At 42.8% G+C, this 17,948-nt stretch carries 14 protein-coding genes and 1 riboswitch; of the genes, 9 read left to right on the forward strand and 5 right to left on the reverse strand.

The window, feature by feature from the left end:
• Positions 1–71 precede the first annotated feature (71 nt).
• The 3 genes from FLK61_RS05830 (at position 72) to FLK61_RS05840 (ending at position 4,234) form a co-directional block, all read left to right on the forward strand.
• Positions 72–245 (forward strand): hypothetical protein, encoded by a 174-nt coding sequence (locus FLK61_RS05830; RefSeq protein WP_176008570.1) that lies wholly within the window; start codon positions 72–74, stop codon positions 243–245.
• Positions 246–513: 268 nt separating this feature from the next.
• Complete coding sequence (gene ade, locus FLK61_RS05835) at positions 514–2,250, forward strand: adenine deaminase (RefSeq protein ID WP_176008571.1); 1,737 nt, start codon at positions 514–516, stop codon at positions 2,248–2,250.
• A gap of 451 nt (positions 2,251–2,701) precedes the next feature.
• A complete protein-coding gene (locus tag FLK61_RS05840) occupies positions 2,702–4,234 on the forward strand; it encodes a methyl-accepting chemotaxis protein (RefSeq protein WP_176008572.1) in 1,533 nt (510 codons plus the stop codon).
• 241 nt (positions 4,235–4,475) lie between these two features.
• Here the strand turns inward: FLK61_RS05840 and thiE are convergent, their stop codons facing one another.
• The 3 genes from thiE to thiM are packed head-to-tail and all read right to left on the reverse strand — an operon-like array spanning position 4,476 to position 6,738.
• Entirely contained in the window at positions 4,476–5,105 is a 630-nt protein-coding gene (gene thiE / locus FLK61_RS05845) for a thiamine phosphate synthase (protein WP_249777686.1), read from the reverse strand.
• Positions 5,102–5,932 carry a bifunctional hydroxymethylpyrimidine kinase/phosphomethylpyrimidine kinase gene (thiD, locus tag FLK61_RS05850; RefSeq protein WP_176008573.1) on the reverse strand — a complete coding sequence of 277 codons (831 nt, stop codon included), beginning with the start codon at positions 5,930–5,932 and terminating at the stop codon, positions 5,102–5,104. Before thiD ends, thiE begins: the two co-directional genes overlap by 4 nt.
• A complete protein-coding gene (gene thiM / locus FLK61_RS05855; protein ID WP_176008574.1) occupies positions 5,929–6,738 on the reverse strand; it encodes a hydroxyethylthiazole kinase in 810 nt (269 codons plus the stop codon). The genes thiD and thiM overlap by 4 nt, the downstream gene beginning before the upstream one ends.
• Positions 6,739–6,804: 66 nt before the next feature.
• A riboswitch (TPP riboswitch) is annotated at positions 6,805–6,902 on the reverse strand.
• Between the two features lie 78 nt (positions 6,903–6,980).
• Here thiM and FLK61_RS05860 point away from each other — a divergent pair.
• A complete protein-coding gene (locus tag FLK61_RS05860; protein ID WP_176008575.1) occupies positions 6,981–8,081 on the forward strand; it encodes a nitric oxide synthase oxygenase in 1,101 nt (366 codons plus the stop codon).
• 100 nt (positions 8,082–8,181) lie between these two features.
• Here FLK61_RS05860 and FLK61_RS05865 read toward each other — a convergent pair whose 3' ends face one another.
• Positions 8,182–8,358 (reverse strand): hypothetical protein, encoded by a 177-nt coding sequence (locus FLK61_RS05865; protein WP_176008576.1) that lies wholly within the window; start codon positions 8,356–8,358, stop codon positions 8,182–8,184.
• A gap of 75 nt (positions 8,359–8,433) precedes the next feature.
• Positions 8,434–10,536: a DNA helicase RecQ gene (gene recQ, locus FLK61_RS05870; protein WP_176008577.1), complete on the reverse strand. Its 2,103-nt coding sequence runs from the start codon at positions 10,534–10,536 to the stop codon at positions 8,434–8,436.
• A 281-nt stretch (positions 10,537–10,817) separates the two neighbouring features.
• Between recQ and FLK61_RS05875 the strand changes: the two genes are divergently transcribed.
• From FLK61_RS05875 to FLK61_RS05895, 5 genes are all read left to right on the forward strand, one after another.
• Positions 10,818–11,759: a ring-cleaving dioxygenase gene (locus tag FLK61_RS05875; RefSeq protein ID WP_176008578.1), complete on the forward strand. Its 942-nt coding sequence runs from the start codon at positions 10,818–10,820 to the stop codon at positions 11,757–11,759.
• A gap of 13 nt (positions 11,760–11,772) precedes the next feature.
• Complete coding sequence (locus FLK61_RS05880; protein ID WP_176008579.1) at positions 11,773–12,378, forward strand: alpha/beta hydrolase; 606 nt, start codon at positions 11,773–11,775, stop codon at positions 12,376–12,378.
• The gene (locus FLK61_RS05885) at positions 12,379–12,987 is read left to right on the forward strand and encodes a flavin reductase family protein (RefSeq protein ID WP_176008580.1); all 609 of its coding nucleotides are present in this window, start codon (positions 12,379–12,381) and stop codon (positions 12,985–12,987) included.
• Between the two features lie 218 nt (positions 12,988–13,205).
• Positions 13,206–14,522: a GGDEF domain-containing protein gene (locus FLK61_RS05890; protein ID WP_176008581.1), complete on the forward strand. Its 1,317-nt coding sequence runs from the start codon at positions 13,206–13,208 to the stop codon at positions 14,520–14,522.
• Positions 14,523–14,726: 204 nt separating this feature from the next.
• Positions 14,727–17,927 (forward strand): DEAD/DEAH box helicase, encoded by a 3,201-nt coding sequence (locus FLK61_RS05895; protein ID WP_176008582.1) that lies wholly within the window; start codon positions 14,727–14,729, stop codon positions 17,925–17,927.
• Positions 17,928–17,948: the final 21 nt, after the last annotated feature.

Here is a 17,948-nt window from a genome sequence, read left to right on the forward strand (position 1 = left end):
TGGGCGCCTTGGTGAAGTTGAATCGTGCATGGAGCTAGTAGAACCGTGAACCGCGCAAGTTGGAGGTGGGAATGCGCAAGTTGAAGGTAGGATCGCGCGAAAGTCAGGGCGAATCGCGCGAAAAAGAGGTCGAACTGCGTAAAGAGAAAAAAATCGCGCAAGTTGGAGGTCGAACCGCGCGAGTTGAAGGAGGGATCGCGCGAAAGTCGGGGCGAATCGCGCGAAAAAGAGGTCGAACTGCGTAAAGAGAAAAAAATCGCGCAAGTCGAAGGTCGAACCGCGCAAGTTGAAGGTAGGATCGCGCGAAAGTAAGGGCGAATCGCGCGAAAAAGAGGTCGAACTGCGTAAAGAGAAAAAAATCGCGCAAGTTGAACCACCAACCACCCCATCCGCCCCTCATCAAAAAGTTCTGATTGTTCCGTCTATAAGGTTATATGACAGAAGACATGGACGCCTAACCAAAAACTCAGTATAATGAACCAAATTGTTATTTCTGAGAAGAGGTGCTTGAGTATGATGGAACAGCTTAAAAAACGTATTCACGTTGCGAATGGGAAAGAAAAGGCAGACGTGGTCATTAAAAACGGAAAAGTAGTAAACGTCTTTACTCGCGAGGTAGAGGAAGCAGACATTGCGATCATTGATGGCAAAATTGCAGGGATTGGACCATCCTATGAGGGACATCGAGAAATTGATGCGGATGGAAAGTACTTAATGCCGGGCTTCATCGACGGACACGTGCATATTGAATCCTCCATGGTGACACCGAGCCGTTTTGTGGATGTTGTCGTTCCTCACGGAGTTACTTCTGTTATCACAGATCCTCACGAAATCGCAAACGTTGCAGGTAAAGAAGGACTTACCTTTATGCTCGATGACTCCGAAGGCATTCCTTTAGATGCGTATTTTATGCTCCCATCCTGCGTTCCAGCCACTCCTTTCGAAAATACAGGGGCAGCTTTAAGCGCAGAAGATTTACGCTCCTTTTATGATCATCCACGAGTGTTAGGACTTGCAGAAGTCATGGATTACCCATCTGTAGCTAGCACGTCAGAAGACATGATGCAGAAGCTCCTAGATGCTAGTGAATTACGTGGACAGATTGATGGTCACGGAGCTGGATTAGATGCCAAAGCGATGAACGTATTTAGAGCCGCAGGGATTACAACGGATCACGAGTGTACAACAGCGGAGGAAGCGAAGGACAGATTGCGAAGAGGCTTATATGTGATTATCCGAGAAGGCTCCGCTGCCAAAGACCTAAACGCTCTCATTCCACTTGTAAGCGAAACAAACAGCAGACGCTTTCTTTTCTGTACCGACGATAAGCATTTAGATGAGTTAATGAAAGAAGGTAGCATTGATGCATGCGTGCGCATGGCTGTTCAGGATCATGGCGTTGACCCACTAGTTGCGATTCAGCTCGCGACAATTAACGCAGCGGAATGCTTCGGGTTATCTAAGAAAGGGGCAATCGCACCATCGTATGATGCGGATATCTTATTTGTCAATAATTTAACGGACTTTGCCATCACACACGTTATGAAAAACGGCGAAGTTGTAGCCGAGAACGGAAAAATGAAGGTGGCACAAGAGCGCGTCGCAGAGATTCCGGCGCCGCTAGTAGAAAGTGTAAAGCTACCTGAGATCACAGAAGCGACATTCGATGTGCAAGCTACGGGCGAGAAAGTGCACGTGATTGATTACGCGGCAAACAGCTTAGTAACATCAAAATCTACAGCATCTTTACCAGTTAAAAATGGCGTTTTTCAATCCGATCACGAGCAAGATATTATGAAGCTCGCTGTGATTGAACGTCATAAACTAACTGGAAATATCGGACTCGGCTTTATACGAGGCTTACACTTAGATAGAGGCGCTATCGCGTTAACAGTGGCACATGATTCTCATAATTTGGTCGTTGCAGGCTATGACTCAGCGGATATGCTCGTTGCAACCCTTGCGCTTCGTGACATGCAGGGAGGACTTGTTATTGTGGATAAAGGGGAGGTTTTAGCGAAGCTTCCATTAAATCTTGCAGGCCTCATGTCCACAGTGGACGCTGAAGAGACACTTCGTGATTTAGAGGCAGTTGATGGCCATCTTCAGACGCTTGGTTTTGATGGTAACTTCAATCCTTTCTCTGCCTTATCCTTTATGTGTTTACCGGTTATTCCAAACCTTAAGCTAACGGATTTAGGTTACTTCGATATGTCACTTGGCAAGCATATCGAGATTGTTGCAAATTAAATACTCGATACATGCTCTCCTACCTTCGTGCGTAGGGGAGATTTTTTTTGGGGCAAATATAGTGATAGTCTATTTCTGTTTTATGCTCCATTAAATTGTAAAAAAATCCAAAGGACTCACCTTATAACTAGTACTTGAGGACTTTCTATAACTAGTAGCTGTCTAGTTTACCTCACCTTACAAATAAACCTAAAATTTTAATAATATAGTGTTTTCTCTTATACAGTAATGGGTATCTACTATAGACATGTAGGACCTCTAGCATGTCAATCAAATAAGAGTGGCTTATTGACACGTTGACCGGTAATAAATAATTATATAATTACCATTATTAAACTATATCGGTGAGTATAGTTGTATATTTAATGAGAAAATTATCGTTTAATGTCGAAAAGTATAGGGAATATTTCGTAGTAAAATAGATGATGTTTCATCAAGAGGAGTGTCACTTTTGCAAACTAGAAGAAATCAATTAATGCTTTATTTTAGTTTATTTGTTGTCTTATTATCTGTTTTGATTCATTTTCTTCATCGTAGTGTAGGTTGGATGGACTCGTATTTATTATTGTCATATGTGTATGAAGGTACCGAAAATGTGAATCCACTAATTTTAACTCTGATTATGCTTATTCCAATTGTCTTATTCATCGTTGCGGTTATTTTGTTTATAAAAGACCGCACACACCGCTATATTCCGTTAGTAATTATGCTAACGCTAACATTTGGGAGTATCTCGATTATAGCTGGTGGAGATGGAATGGTAGAGTATCACTTCTCTATTTTCATGGTGCTCGCGAGTCTCGCTTACTTTGAGCAAATAAAATTAATTGTCATAAGTACGGTCATTTTTGCTGTTCAACATCTAGGCGGGTATACATTCTTTCCAGAACTGATATGTGGCACATCCAATTATCCGTTCGGATTACTCCTTATTCACGCTGTATTCTTAATTTTTACAGCCGTCGTTATTATTTTCCAAATTAGGTCTAGGCAGTTACATTTGGCGGAAGTGACAGAGCGAGAGAACTCTCAAAACAATGTTATTCAAACGCTATTATCCTCTATTCATTCTGCATCAGATCGTGTACAGGCTAGTGTGGCGCAAATAGAGAATGAAACTAACTCCTTTTACACAGGGTCTGAGGCTATTCATGATTCATTATCCGAACTAGCACAGGCAGCTGAATTTCAAGTGAGTGAAGTGCAAAAAGGGCTTGAGTTAACACAACAAGTAGATGGTAATGTTACAAGTATCGTGAAACAAACAGAGGCATCTGTTTCCGTCACAGAACAAACGGCGAAAGTAGCCTCTAGTGGTCTTGACACAATGAAGTCGTCTGAAAAGTCGATGACGGAGCTAGCGTTGACCGTTGAGGAAATTGATGAATTTGCAAAAAGTTTACAGGAGCGTTCAGAGAGTATTGGTGGTAAATTAAACTTTATTACAGAAATCTCCGATCAAACAAACTTACTTGCTTTAAATGCAGCAATTGAAGCGGCGAGGGCAGGAGAGCACGGTCGAGGCTTTGCCGTTGTAGCAGAAGAAGTCCGAAAGCTAGCCGATCAGTCTGGCTCCTATGCAGCAGAAATAAAAGCCGCTCTTGAAAATCTACGAGCCGACGTATTATTGGTAGTGAAAGCTACTAGCGAAGGGAAGGAACGCGCGCTACAAGGCAAGGCAGACATGCGTAAGACAGGTGAAATATTCGACACGATCGTGCAGGATATGACGATTATTTCCCGGGAAACATCAGAATCAAATCGCTTAGCCAATACAATTCGTGACTCTTTGCAGACGGTTAGACGCGCCATTGAAGAGATTAGCGCAATGACGGAGCAACAAAGCGCATCAGCCGAAGAAATATCTGCTCAAACGGATGAGCAAGTTAGTCAAATTAATGACCTTTTCACAGTAGCAGCTGAGTTAAAAGCAATGACAGATGATCTACAAGGACAGTTAAGTTCTATTTCAAATAAGCTTTAGTATTAAAAAAGCTACCGGATCCTCATATAGAGAGGACGGTAGCTTTTAGTGTGAAGGAAAGTTTGATAGGCGCTTTTGGATAATTGGAAGTTAAGATCGTTAAATTGAACGGCACAATCGGTTAATTGAACCCCGTATCCGGATAACCGAAGGCCAGACCCGGATAACCGAGCCGCGTTTCTTCGCACCAAAAAGGGTGAGACAGGTTCCTCGCTTTTGTCCCAACCCGGCAGCTATTCGTTCACCCTTTAAATAACCGAACAGCCTTTTCAATCGAACTCGCTCTAGCTATCGCAGAGATAATAGAGACGCCGTCTGCGCCAGCTTTCTTTATTTCCTTCACATGACTCGTTGTTATACCGCCAATCGCAACAATTGGTAAATCAACACCCTGATCACGCATCAATCGAATTCGCTCAGGACCAACCGCTGATTTGGCATCCGCTTTTGACCGCGTAGCATACATAGGTCCAACGCCAATGTAATCTGCCCCATCACGAATAGCTTGCTCTGCCTCTTCGACTGTATATGCAGAGATCCCAAACAGCATAGAAGAAGGAAGGCGCCCTTTAATCTTACTGGCATCACCATCGTCTTGTCCGATGTGCAGACCATCAGCCTCTACTTCCAAAGCGAGCTCCACGTCGTCATTCACAACAAATGGAACGTGATACGAGCTACACAGTTGCTTCAAACGCCTCGCTAAAGCATAGCGCTCTTCCTTATCCTGAATACTTCCTTCACCCTTTTCTCTGAGCTGAAACATTGTAATACCAGCCTCTAAAGCTTCTGTTAGTATCTCATCTAGTGGTCTCACCACATCCTGCGTTCCACAAATAAAGTATACGGAGAGAGCTTCTTTTACGTTCAAGTTAATACCTCCATATTTACATCTGAAATAGAAGACTCACGGTGGGCACTGTGGTGCACTGGTCCGGCGCCTTCTCCAACAGGCTTTGCCTGCTCAATTGCGACATGTAAAAACTCTTTCGCTTTAAAGATAGCACTCTCCAGTTTTACCCCTTGGGCAATAAAGGCTGTAATCGCGGCAGCATACGTACAGCCTGTGCCGTGAGTGTGCGTCGTGTCAATGCGCGGAGAGGTATACAAGACACTTGTTTGACCGGTGAAAAGCACGTCAGTCATAAACTCTGCACGTGCCTCATGACCGCCTTTAAGTAAAACTGGAACACCACCACAAGCGTGATAAAGTGCCTTCGCCATATCTTCAAGCTTATCAAAATCCTCGCGCTTTTTACTCAAGATGGCTTCTGCCTCAGGAATATTGGGCGTCACGAGAATTGCTAATGGGAAGAGCTTTTTAATTAACGTATCCTGCGCGTCCTCTTTTAAGAGCGGAGACCCTGTTGTAGTCACCATCACGGGATCGACGATCAGATTCGTTACTTGATGCCTACTCACCAAATCTGCAATAGCCTCAATTCGCTCTTTGTCATACAGCATACCAGTCTTCACAGCGTCTGCACCGATATCAGTAATCACTGCTTTAAACTGCTCCTCAATCGTAAGCACGGGGATGGGATGGACATCGGTTACCCCTAACGTGTTTTGCGCTGTGATAGCTGTAATTACGGATGTACCAAAAACGCCAAGCTCCTGGAATGTTTTGAGGTCTGCCTGAATTCCTGCGCCGCCGCCACTATCAGAGCCTGCAATCGTCATCGCTTTTATCGTCATGACGTCACCTCTTCGACTTTACTTCGATCATTCACATCTTCTTCCGTTATTTCGTACAACGCGTTCAGAAAATACTGCTGAAAGCTTCCAGGAGCTTTAACGGGAGTTTCTTTATAAGCAATTTCTGCCGCAACCCCATAAGTGGCTAGCGCAGCGACTATCGAGTCGAGAGAGACATCGTTACTAGCAATAAAAGCAGCGACTAAGGAGGACAGTAGACAGCCTGCACCTGTTATCGTTGTTTGCAAAGGGTGACCGTTAGAGACTGTTAAGACTCGGCTTCCATCTGTGACGATATCAACCTCGCCAGTCATAGCCACAATCGTGTTGTATTCCTTTGCTACTTTGATAGCTACCTCTTGTGCATTTTCAAGCGCTGTATCAGAATCGACTCCCTTTGTCGTAACGGAATCGTCTATTAAACTCGCAATTTCTGAGGCATTACCACGAACAACCTGGATAGACAGCTCTGTAAGTAGTTTTTTAGCCGTGTTTGTTCGATATGGGGTCGCGCCGGATCCAACTGGATCAAATACGATTGGCGTTTTTCCTTGGTTTGCAGCCTCTCCTGCGATAAACATTGCTTCTACAGTTGGCGCAGTTAGTGTTCCGATATTAATCATTAGACCTTGTGCGATGCTTGCCATATCCGCTACTTCTTCTTTGGCATAAGCCATAACAGGACTAGCTCCAATAGCATACATGCCATTAGCTGTGAAATTAGTTACCACCACATTCGTGATATTGTGGATCAAGGGTTTTGTTGCGCGAAGCGAAGTAAGTGCTGTGCCTAGTGTTGATTGCATGAAACAGTCCTCCTTTTTTTCGCACAAAAAAAGCTATTCCACGAAGGAAATAGCTCACTGTGTATACAAAAACAGTAGCCACTTTCCTACGCTGGTGTTAACCAGATCAGGTTCAAAGGGATTAGGAAACCTATCTCAGCCCGAGGGCACCCCTAGTGGATTACTTACTTTTTTTATGCGTTTAATTTATACTAACATAAGTGAAACTAGCTGACAAAAGATTCAAAAAGGAGCAACAGGAGATGAGCTTACAGGAGCAAGCAGCATCATTTATTTCGACCTGCTATCAGGAATTAGGAATAGATGCGACGACACTGGGTGACCGTTTACAGCAAGTGAAAGTAGAGATAGAAGAGACCGGAACGTATACACATACGTATGAAGAGCTCGTTCATGGTGCCAAAATGGCATGGCGTAACTCCAATAAATGTATTGGCAGACTTTTTTGGGAGACGATGAACGTATTTGATGCTCGCGAAGTTAAAGAGGAATCAGAGGTTTTTAATACCTTGAAGAATCATATGACCTTTGCAACAAATGAGGGGCGAATCCGTCCGACAATTACGGTGTTTGCTCCAGAAAAGGATGGGAAAGCACCGGTTCGAGTCATAAACCATCAGCTTGCGCGCTATGCAGGATACGAGCATCCTGACGGAACCGTAATCGGAGATCCAGACTCGATTGCGTTTACAAAGCTATGTCAGGACTTAGGTTGGCAGGGAAAAGGATCTGCTTTTGATCTTTTACCAATCGTGATTAAGCTTGATTCTACATTAGTATTGCAAGAGTTTGAGTCTGACATCGTTCTAGAGGTCCCATTTGAGCATCCGGAAGAGCCATCATTTAAAGAGCTTGACTTAAAATGGTACGCTGTTCCTGCAATTTCTGACATGCAACTAGAAATTGGCGGAATCACCTATCCAACCGCGCCATTTAACGGGTGGTACATGGGTACAGAAATTGGGGCACGCAACTTAGCGGACAGCTTCCGCTACGATAAATTGAAAGAAGTTGCTGAGGTATTTCATTTAGACACGAGTAAAACATCCGCTCTCTGGAAAGACCGTGCACTTGTCGAGCTAAACCGAGCAGTCTTACATTCCTTCCAAGAAAATCGGGTGAGTATCGTCGATCATCATACAGCCGCTGAGCAATTCCGTAAGTTCCAGCAACGAGAGGAACGCGCTGAGAGAGAGGTAACAGGGGACTGGACGTGGTTAATTCCACCTGTATCACCTGCGGCAACACACATTTTCCACCAAGGCTTTAAAAACGAGGAGAAGTCGCCGAACTTCTTCTATCAAGACAAGCTATATGATGAGTCAGGGAAGATGAAAGAGTAGGAGATGGCTACCTTGTGCGTCAAAAGGTAATATTTCATCAAACCCCCACCAAAAAAGCAGGTAAACGAGCTACTAGCCTCGTCCACCTGCTTTTTTACATTCATCTCCAGCTAATACGCAAAAGAGAGACTAACATCCCTACTCCAATAACGCTGCATAGTAAGCTCCCAATATAAGCGAGTCCCCACATGAATGGAGAATTACTCCAATTATTCACAATGACCAAAAGTAACACACCAGCAAGTACACATGCTACTCCTGCTTGAAACCTATCCACTCTAACCACCTCATTTAAGGTAATTATACCATATTTACCCTAAGTGAGTGGAGTTACTTCAATATCTCACCAACCTCACACATACCCATTGGCAACGAGTTTAATCGTAAAGTAATCCACCTCTTCAGGGAGAGCCTCCTTTACAGGCTTCATCCCCTCTTCAAGACCTACATCATTAATAGCTCGTTTAATTAAATCTACATGCTTAGCCTCAAATAGAGGAGAGAGCTCAATAGAGACACCATCTTCATATGCCTCTAAAAGATGACTTTTCACAGTTACCTCTTTAATATCCCGAAGCTTCATAATCTCTTCGACTGGTGTGCCATCTACATATAATTCCGCTGTTACCATATAGCTCTTCTGCTTTTTATCATTTGATAAAATTTCTTGTTGAGGCTTTGCCATCTCGTTTTCCTCTACATATACAAGGATCGCATCTAGGAATGGCTGTCCGTAAGTCTCTATCTTCATTTGTCCGACACCCTTGACTTGGAGCATCGCATGTTCATCGGTCGGGAGCTGCCTGCATAGCTCATGAAGCGTCTGATCAGAGAAGACCATGTATGGTGCAACAGCGTGCTCACGCGCGAGTTCGGTTCGCACTCCACGGAGTGTCTCAAATAACGGATGATCCTGGGTGACACGTACCTGATGCTTCTCCTCCTTCTTCGCAACCGACTCCTGTCCCTTTAGCACAGGCACTGCTAAATCAGTCAGTTGCAGCACTGGATAGTTGCCGCCAGTTAAAGCTAAATAGTCAGATGCAGCAAGAAAGTCAATCAACTGAGCAACCTCTTTTTGAGAGCGATTCTTCATCAGTCCGAAGGTTGGAAGTGTATCAAGCTTTAAATCCTTCACCTTCTTATTATTAGATCCAGTCAATACTTGAGCGACCATCGTCTTCCCGAATCGTTCACCCATCCGTCTTACACAAGAGAAAATCATCTGTGCTTCTCGCGTTATATCCACAGAGGTTCGATCATCGACGCATTCCGAGCACCTACCACAAGGTTCTGCCGGCGATTCTCCGAAATATTGAAGAATATAGTTTTGTAGACAATCCTCTGTGTGTGCAAAGCTCGTCATAGCCTGGAGCTTCCGATATTCCTGCTCCTTGCGTCGCTCGTCCATCATTGATTGATCAATTAAAAACTGCTGGATTCGAATGTCTTGAGGCGAAAATAAGAGCATACACTCACTAGGAGCGCCGTCTCTTCCTGCACGTCCAGCCTCTTGATAAAAGCTCTCCATATTGCGTGGCATTTGCCTATGAAAGACAAAGCGAACGTTCGATTTATTAATCCCCATACCAAAGGCGTTTGTAGCAACCATCACTTTGGTCACATCATAGACGAACAACTCTTGCATCTTTTGCCGATCCTCTTGAGACATCCCTCCATGATACTTACCTACAGAAACATTAGCCTTCTTTAAATAATCATGAATGCGTTCCACTTCTTTTCTAGTCGCACAATAAATAATCCCGGACTCTCCAGACTGAGTAATGTAGCTCTTCATGTATTCGTCACGGTCTACCCCTTTAACCACATGAAACGCCAAATTTTCACGGCTGAAGCCGGTCTGAACGACGTGGTCTGGATCGATTGATAACGCTCGGCACACGTCCTGCGTCACCTCAGGGGTTGCGGTTGCAGTGAGGGCTAATACTGGCGGTACTTTTGGTAGCGTATTTAAAAGCTCAGGAATACGTAAGTAGCTTGGTCTAAAATCGTGTCCCCACTGAGACAGACAGTGAGCCTCATCAACCGCTACTAAGGAGATTGGTAGCTTTTGTAGCATACGCATGAATGAGGGTGATTCAAGGCGCTCTGGAGCAATATAAATAAGCTTTTGTAGACCTAAATTAACCTCATCTAATCTAGCAGAGACTTCGCTAGCTGATAAGCTTGAGTTTATAAATGTCGCGTCAATGCCTGCTTCGGCAAGTTCATCGACCTGATCCTTCATAAGGGAAATAAGTGGGGAGATAACGAGCGTAATACCTGGTAAAAGTAACGAAGGAATCTGATAGCAAATCGACTTTCCTCCACCCGTGGGCATAATCCCCATCGTAGGGTGTCCTTTAAAAACAAACTCTAAAATACGATGCTGTCCAGGTCGGAAAGCATCGTATCCATAATGCTGTTGAAGCTTTAACTGTGCTTGATCTAACATGCTATATCCCCCTAAAACCTAGTCTCTTTAGTTTACAAGAGTTAGAGGAAAGAGACAATCAGAGATACTAGTTTGCTTGCTCTATACTGATCAATTGCGTATCCTACCTGATTTTTGTCCAAAGATATAGTGATCGACTCTGAGGTTAATTTAGAAAATAGGAGGTAAAGATTTAGCGACTAAGAAAGAAGTGTTTTGGGAATACGTTGTAGTAGACGTTAGGAAGGTAAGGATGATATGCTTACTTTAATATAGTTAATATACTATTTGGAGGTTATGAGATGACAGCACCTACAATTGCAGGTATTCATCATATTACAGCGATCGTTGGCAATCCGCAGAGAAATATGGATTTTTACGCTGACGTACTAGGATTAAAATTTGTTAAAAAGACAGTAAATTTTGATGATCCTGCTACGTACCATTTTTATTTTGGGAATGAGCAAGGATCACCTGGAACGATTATTACATTTTTCCCTTGGGATGGTGCTAGGAAGGGCAAAATTGGCACTGGTCAGGTTGGAACGACGACATTTGTCGTGCCTGATGGAGCATTATCCTTCTGGGAGGAGCGACTTCGGGATAAAGGTGTGAAGGCAGAGCTTGCAACTCGTTTTAATGAAGAGTACCTCCAATTCCTAGATCCAGACGGATTGCAGCTTGAAATAGTCGCGAGAGGCAAGGGACCAAATAGCGAATGGGAATTCGATACGATCACAACAAACGAAGCTATTAAAGGCTTTGGTGGAACAGTTCTCTATTCCTCAGACCCGGAAGCGACCTCAAAGCTTTTAGTGGAGCACTTCCGCATGACGCATGTTGCAACTGCGGGCGACTTTATCCGCTTCGAGGCTCCTGGTGATTTAGGGAACATAATTGATATTGATACATCTAAGACAGAGCCAGGCTCTATGGGTGTTGGAACGGTTCACCACATTGCTTTTAGAGCAAACGATGACGAGCACCAGCAGGATATTATGTCTTACTTGCATAGCAAGGATATCCGCACAACAGAAGTAAAGGACCGCCAATATTTTAACGCGATTTACTTTAGAGAGCCTGGCTCCATTTTGTATGAAGTTGCAACCGATCCACCAGGATTTTTATGGGACGAGGATCAAGAAGAGCTAGGTAAAGACCTGAAATTGCCACCATGGCTTGAAGAGCAACGCGAAAAGATCGAATCAATTATTGCACCTATAACGATTCCAGAGAAAAAATAAGGAGGAACAAACAATGAAGCATATTTTTAAAAAAGGAACGAGTGACCATACACTACTATTACTTCACGGAACTGGTGGGAATGAAGAGGATCTTTTGCCAATCGCACAAATGATTGACCCAGATGCGAACGTTATTGGAGTCCGCGGGAACGTAGACGAAAACGGCATGAACCGCTTTTTTAGACGTTTAGCAGAAGGCGTATTTGATGAAGAGGACCTTATTTTCCGCACAAAAGAACTCCACGAGTTTATTGATGAAGCAGCGAGCGAGCACGGATTCGATCGCTCGAACATGACAGCCATCGGATATTCAAATGGAGCTAATATTGCAGGCAGTCTGCTATACCATTACGAGCGTCCATTCAAACATGCGATCCTATTGCACCCAATGGTACCAAGACGAGGTCTTGATCTACCTGATATGTCCGGACTACCTGTGTTTATCGGAGCAGGTAGCAATGATCCAATCTGTCCACCTGAGGAAACAAAAGAGCTACATGAGCACTTAAAGGGGGCTGGCGCACCCGTTGAACTATATTGGGCTAATATGGGTCACCAGCTAACTCGTGATGAAATTGACGAAGCACGTCGTTTTTACGATGCTAATAAGGATAAGTAAATGACAGTCATTGAGTCAAAATCATTAACGAAACGTGATCATTACAAGCTGATGACATCCATTATTACTCCTAGACCAATTGCATTTGTATCATCGTTATCCGAAGAAGGAGTGCTAAACGTAGCACCGTTCAGCTACTTTTCGATTATTTCGGCAGATCCACCGCTCGTGTCAGTCTCTATTGGGAGAAAGGGAACAGAGCAAAAGGATACAGCTCGAAATATCGTAGGAAAAAAGCAATTCGTCGTGCATGTAACTACGGAAGAAAACGTGGAGAAGGCTAATGAAAGTGCGGCAAACTTAGCTCCTGATGAGAGTGAGGCTGAACGAGCGGAGCTTGAACCTGTTTTAAGTCACTTTATCGATGTACCTGGTATTCGTGAAAGCCCTGTGAGAATGGAATGTGAGCTATACGCTCATCACGTGATCGAAGGGGAAGACGCGACTACAGATTTAATCATTGGCAAAATTGTTGCCTACCATGTGGAAGAGAAGTTGCTGATTGACAATAACGTTGTCGACACAGGAAACTTAAAACCAGTCTCTCGACTAGGAGGAACGTCATACGCAAAGCTTGGTAAGCAGTTCTCCCTGGAAAGGCCGAAATAAATACGCATTTAGCACTTACAATGGTAAGTTGAATTGGATGATACATGTTGATAGGTAAGGGAACATCGAGTTTAGTAGTTCCTCAAAAGTGGCTATTTAGTAAAGGATTATCCTTTATTTAAATAGCCACTTTTTTTACAGGTTAACATAAAAGTCCTAGGTTGTGATTGATAAATTAGGGAATAGGTACTTAGGTGAACAATAGAGGCGGTGACAGCATGCTTTATGAGCAAACTAGTTTAGATCTATTTAAGACAACTTTTGAACATTCTCCTCTTGGCATATTTATCATAAAGAGTGATCTTAAAATTACATTCGTGAACACTCCAGCAGCTAACGTGATTGGCTATGAACGCGAAGAGCTAATCGATTTAACGTTTGATCAGCTAATGACTAAAGAGAATTTTTTTGCGTGTAGAGAAGAGATTAAAAAGCTTGATAGTGAGGAGTCACACCTTAATAAAATCATGCATTTAAAGGGTAGCAATGGCCAAGAGCTCACATCGGAGGTCACGGTAACAAAAGGTGAAGAAAACAATGATGTCTTCTATATTTTTCAATTAGATTTAAAAAATATAGACGCAGAAATGTATAAGGTGGAGCATTTTGATAAGCGTCACTTAGCCAAAATGATAGAGACGGCTCCGAGTGGAATTACATTAATAGATATGAACGGAAAGCTTACTTTTGCAAACAAGATGGCCGAGGAAATATTGGAGCTTCGAGCCTCCCATATAGATAACCTTACATTTAATTCGCCAAATTTAAACATAACAACTCCTGATGGAGATCCTATCAAATCAGAGGACTTGCCTTTCTCTATTATGAAAAAAACAGGAAATGTTATTCGAGACTATATTCATACCATAGAGACGTCTAGTGGAGAGTCAAAGATTTTATCCATTAATGGATCTCCAATTTTAGATAGCTATGGGAATATGACAGCTGGACTATTTTCCATGGTCGATATCACATCAAAAAAAATGTTGGAATTAGAACTTACAAAAGCCAACACACTATTAAAGCAATTGTCTGAACGTGATGGATTAACAGGGGTTGCTAATCGCCGTTACTTTGACGAGAGGTTACCTAAGTTATTGAAGGATTCAAACAAGCGTCACACTCCTCTCTCTATCATTATGTTTGATCTCGATGAATTTAAAAAATATAACGATCAATATGGGCATCAAGCAGGGGATGATTGTTTAAAAAGTATTACGAAGACAATATCAGACGCTTTGCCTGAACAAGCTGTATTTGCTCGTTACGGTGGAGAGGAATTCGGAATTTTATTACCGAAATTCAAGGGGACAGATGCGTATGATTTTGCTAAGTTACTTGTAGAGGTAGTTTATCGATTAAATATCCCTCACTGTATGTCTAGCACTTCCCATACAGTAACAATAAGTATGGGAGTAGCAGAGTGGAATAATTCCAACATAACTAATAAGTCAATAAATGATTTGATTAAAGAAGCAGACAGAGCACTATACGAATCAAAGAGAAGCGGTAAAAATCGTGCTACATTAGCTTAGACTATCTTGCCATGTGCAAGGTAATCTAAGCTTTTTTGTTCCTTGGGAAATTATAAAAACTCTTTTTCTGTGAATACTTTTTCATTATTTGATGCAAACCAAATCCGAAGAAGTAAACAGTTTATTCTGCCTAAAAAGAGCATTGTAATGAAAAGTTTGATATGATTAAGGAATGGTGTTTTACGAATGGAATGAGGTGAACGAATGCGATTAGATGAACTAACTTCGGTGGAAATAGAGCGTCATTTCTCTGAAAGCGAAACAGAAAACAAGGCAAAGGCATTGTATGAGAATGAGCGAGTGAAAGAAATGCTTTGGGATAAAGAGCTGGCAAGGTTTAAAGTGTTTGTTGACGATGACGAAAGGCAAACGGTGGAAGTGGAGCCGAGCAACGAGCTTGAGATCATTCATACAAGTTGCACGTGTAAAAAAGAACAGTGTGAGCATGTTGGAGCTGTTTTATTTAAGATGGCAGAGTATAAAGTAGGTAAATGGTTAGCTAAGAAAGACGGATACGGCAAGGCTGAACCATATAGACTACCCGCAGAAGAACGAAGCCGAACAGCTAGATTACTTCGATCATTAGAATCGCTCTACGTGCAGGAGCAAGAATCAACGAAAGAAAGGCAGCCTCTTGAAGTAGAATTCTTACTATCCTTGTATCCATCCTACAACGAGCGAATTCAAGGGGGTTTTGAACTTGAGCTCAAAGTAGGACCGAAGCGAACTTACGTGGTAAAGGATATTCATGCATTCTTACGCTCTTTATCGAATGGTGAATCGATTCGTTTTTCTAAACTGTTTACGTTTCATGCCTCGGACTATGTAATTAAAGAGGAGGATATGCACGTATTTTCACTCATGAAAGAAGTTATTGATGTCAAGCAATCCTCCTATATACGTAATCAAAACGATGAGGAGCGGACATTCTGTATCCCTCCTACTTACGCGGAAAAGTTATTGAACGTTTTAGCTGAAAGACGAACATCGGTAAACGATTCTTTACACGAGTATGAAGGACTTGTCATAGAGGATCTTAAGCCGATCTTTTCTTTCCGATTGGCGCCACTAAAGGACACATTGGACACGTATGAATTTAAGTGGGATCAGGCGGAGAAAGTGATTTACTTAGGAAGAATGCTTCCTTACCTATTCTTTAACGGCATTTGCTATAAGGTTACGAAAGGTCAGCAGGACCTCATTGAATCACTGTATTTTCATGTGGCGCTTGAAGATAAGCAACAACTCTTACTAGATCGAAGCCAGCTCGATACGTTTGCCTCGATTCTTTTACCAAAGTTAAAAGAAATCGGGGAGCTATCGATGGATGGAGACATTGAAGAGATGATTTCTATGCCGCCACTTAAGCCTAAGCTTATGATTAGCTATGAAGGTGAACGATTGACTGCCGATGTCATTTTTCAATATGGCAGTGAAGAAATACGTCCATTTTTACGCGAAACACATACGAGAGAGAACGTGCTTGTAAGAGACATGGAACTTGAGTATAAGCTCTTAGGTAAGATTGAAGATCTGCCCTTCCGATTTAACGGGAAAGAGCTATTTTTAGATTCCTTACCTGACATTTTAGATTTTGTTTCATTTGATATGCCGCAGTTAGATGAATGGTTTGATATCTATGCGCCAAAGTCTATTCAGGACTTAATCTTTGAACCATATGAAGAGCCTAAACTATCTGTATCCACATCAGGAGGCTGGATGGATGTGCACTTTGATGTGAGTGGAATTACGGATGATGATATTGATGCGATGATGCGTGCTATTTTAGCTCGAGATCGCTATTTTAAACTATCGAGTGGATCGTATGTACCACTTCACGATGAGGTATTTGATCCAATGAAGCAACTTTTTGATGAGCTTCAATTCAATAAAAACGAGCTAGAGCAGTCGATGCAAGTACCACTTTATCGAGCTTTACAAGTGGAGGACAGTGGCCTTTACGTAAAGAAGAGCGAGGCTTTCCAAAAACTTATTACACGATTAACAGAGCCTGTAGAGGAAGATTTCCCACTGCCTGCAATTGATGCTGATTTAAGAGAGTATCAAAAGCGAGGCTATCAGTGGATGACTGCACTTGACTACTATGGTTTTGGTGGGATTTTAGCAGATGATATGGGTCTTGGTAAAACGCTCCAAACAATCACGTTTTTACTTGGTAAAAAAGAGCGAAAGGATGTCTCGGCATTAATCGTGTCTCCATCAAGTGTTGTGTATAACTGGAAAAAAGAAATTCAGCGATTTGCGCCATCCATGACCGTGTTGGTAGTAAATGGGAGTGCAGAAGAGAGACAGGAGCTTTTAGCAACTGCTGATGATTACGATATTGTCATTACATCGTATCCTGTGTTACGTCGCGACGTTGATATTTATGAGCAAAAGCAATTTGATGTCCTTATCTTAGATGAGGCGCAAAATGTTAAAAATGCTGGAACGAAAACGGCTAGAGCTGTGCGCAAAATAAAGCGTCAAACGAGCTTTGCCTTGAGCGGTACGCCAATTGAGAACTCGCTCGAGGAGCTTTACTCGATCTTTGCGATTGTCCTCCCGGGAGTGTTACCACGAAGAGAAGCGTTTAATAAGCTGACAGAAACACAAATTGCAAGAAGGATACGTGCATTTGTCCTTCGCAGGCAGAAAAAAGAAGTCTTACAAGAGCTTCCTGAAAAAATTGAGGCTGTCGAATATATGGATATGACTCAGGCTCAAAAAACACTCTACCTAGGGCAGCTTGCGATGCTACGTCAAGAGGCGAGCTCTGCAATAGAACGAAATGAGTGGCAGGATAAACGCATGCAGATTCTTGCAGGCTTAACCCGACTAAGACAAATTTGCTGTCACCCTGGAATGTTCGTTGACTCCTATGAGGGAGGATCAGAGAAGCTTGACAGGCTTTTAGACTACCTGGAGGAAGCGAAGGCTGCAGGACGTCGTGTAGTCGTCTTTAGCCAGTTTACAACGATGCTTGCAATCATTCGTGAGCAGTTGGCGAAGAGAGACTGGGATTACTTTTATCTGGACGGAAAGACGCCTTCAGAAGAACGCGTTCAGAAGGCCGATCAATTTAATGCGGGTGAAAAGGATTTATTCCTTGTTTCGTTAAAAGCGGGTGGAACAGGGCTTAACTTAACAGGTGGAGATACCGTCATCCTATTTGACTCTTGGTGGAATCCAGCGATTGAAGATCAGGCGGCCGATCGTGTGTATCGCTTTGGGCAAAAGAGAGTCGTACACGTGACAAAGCTTATCACGACAGGCACGATAGAGGAGAAGATTCATCAGCTTCAGGATAAAAAGCGTGACCTATTAGATCGTGTTATTCAGCCGGGCGAAACGATGGTAACGTCCTTAGGGAAAGAAGAAATACGCGAACTATTAGACATATAGAAAAAAGCCTGCTTGGCGAGG

Origin of the sequence: Paenalkalicoccus suaedae (genome assembly GCF_006965545.2) — a bacterium.
Taxonomy (GTDB): Bacteria; Bacillota; Bacilli; order Bacillales; family Salisediminibacteriaceae; genus Paenalkalicoccus; species Paenalkalicoccus suaedae.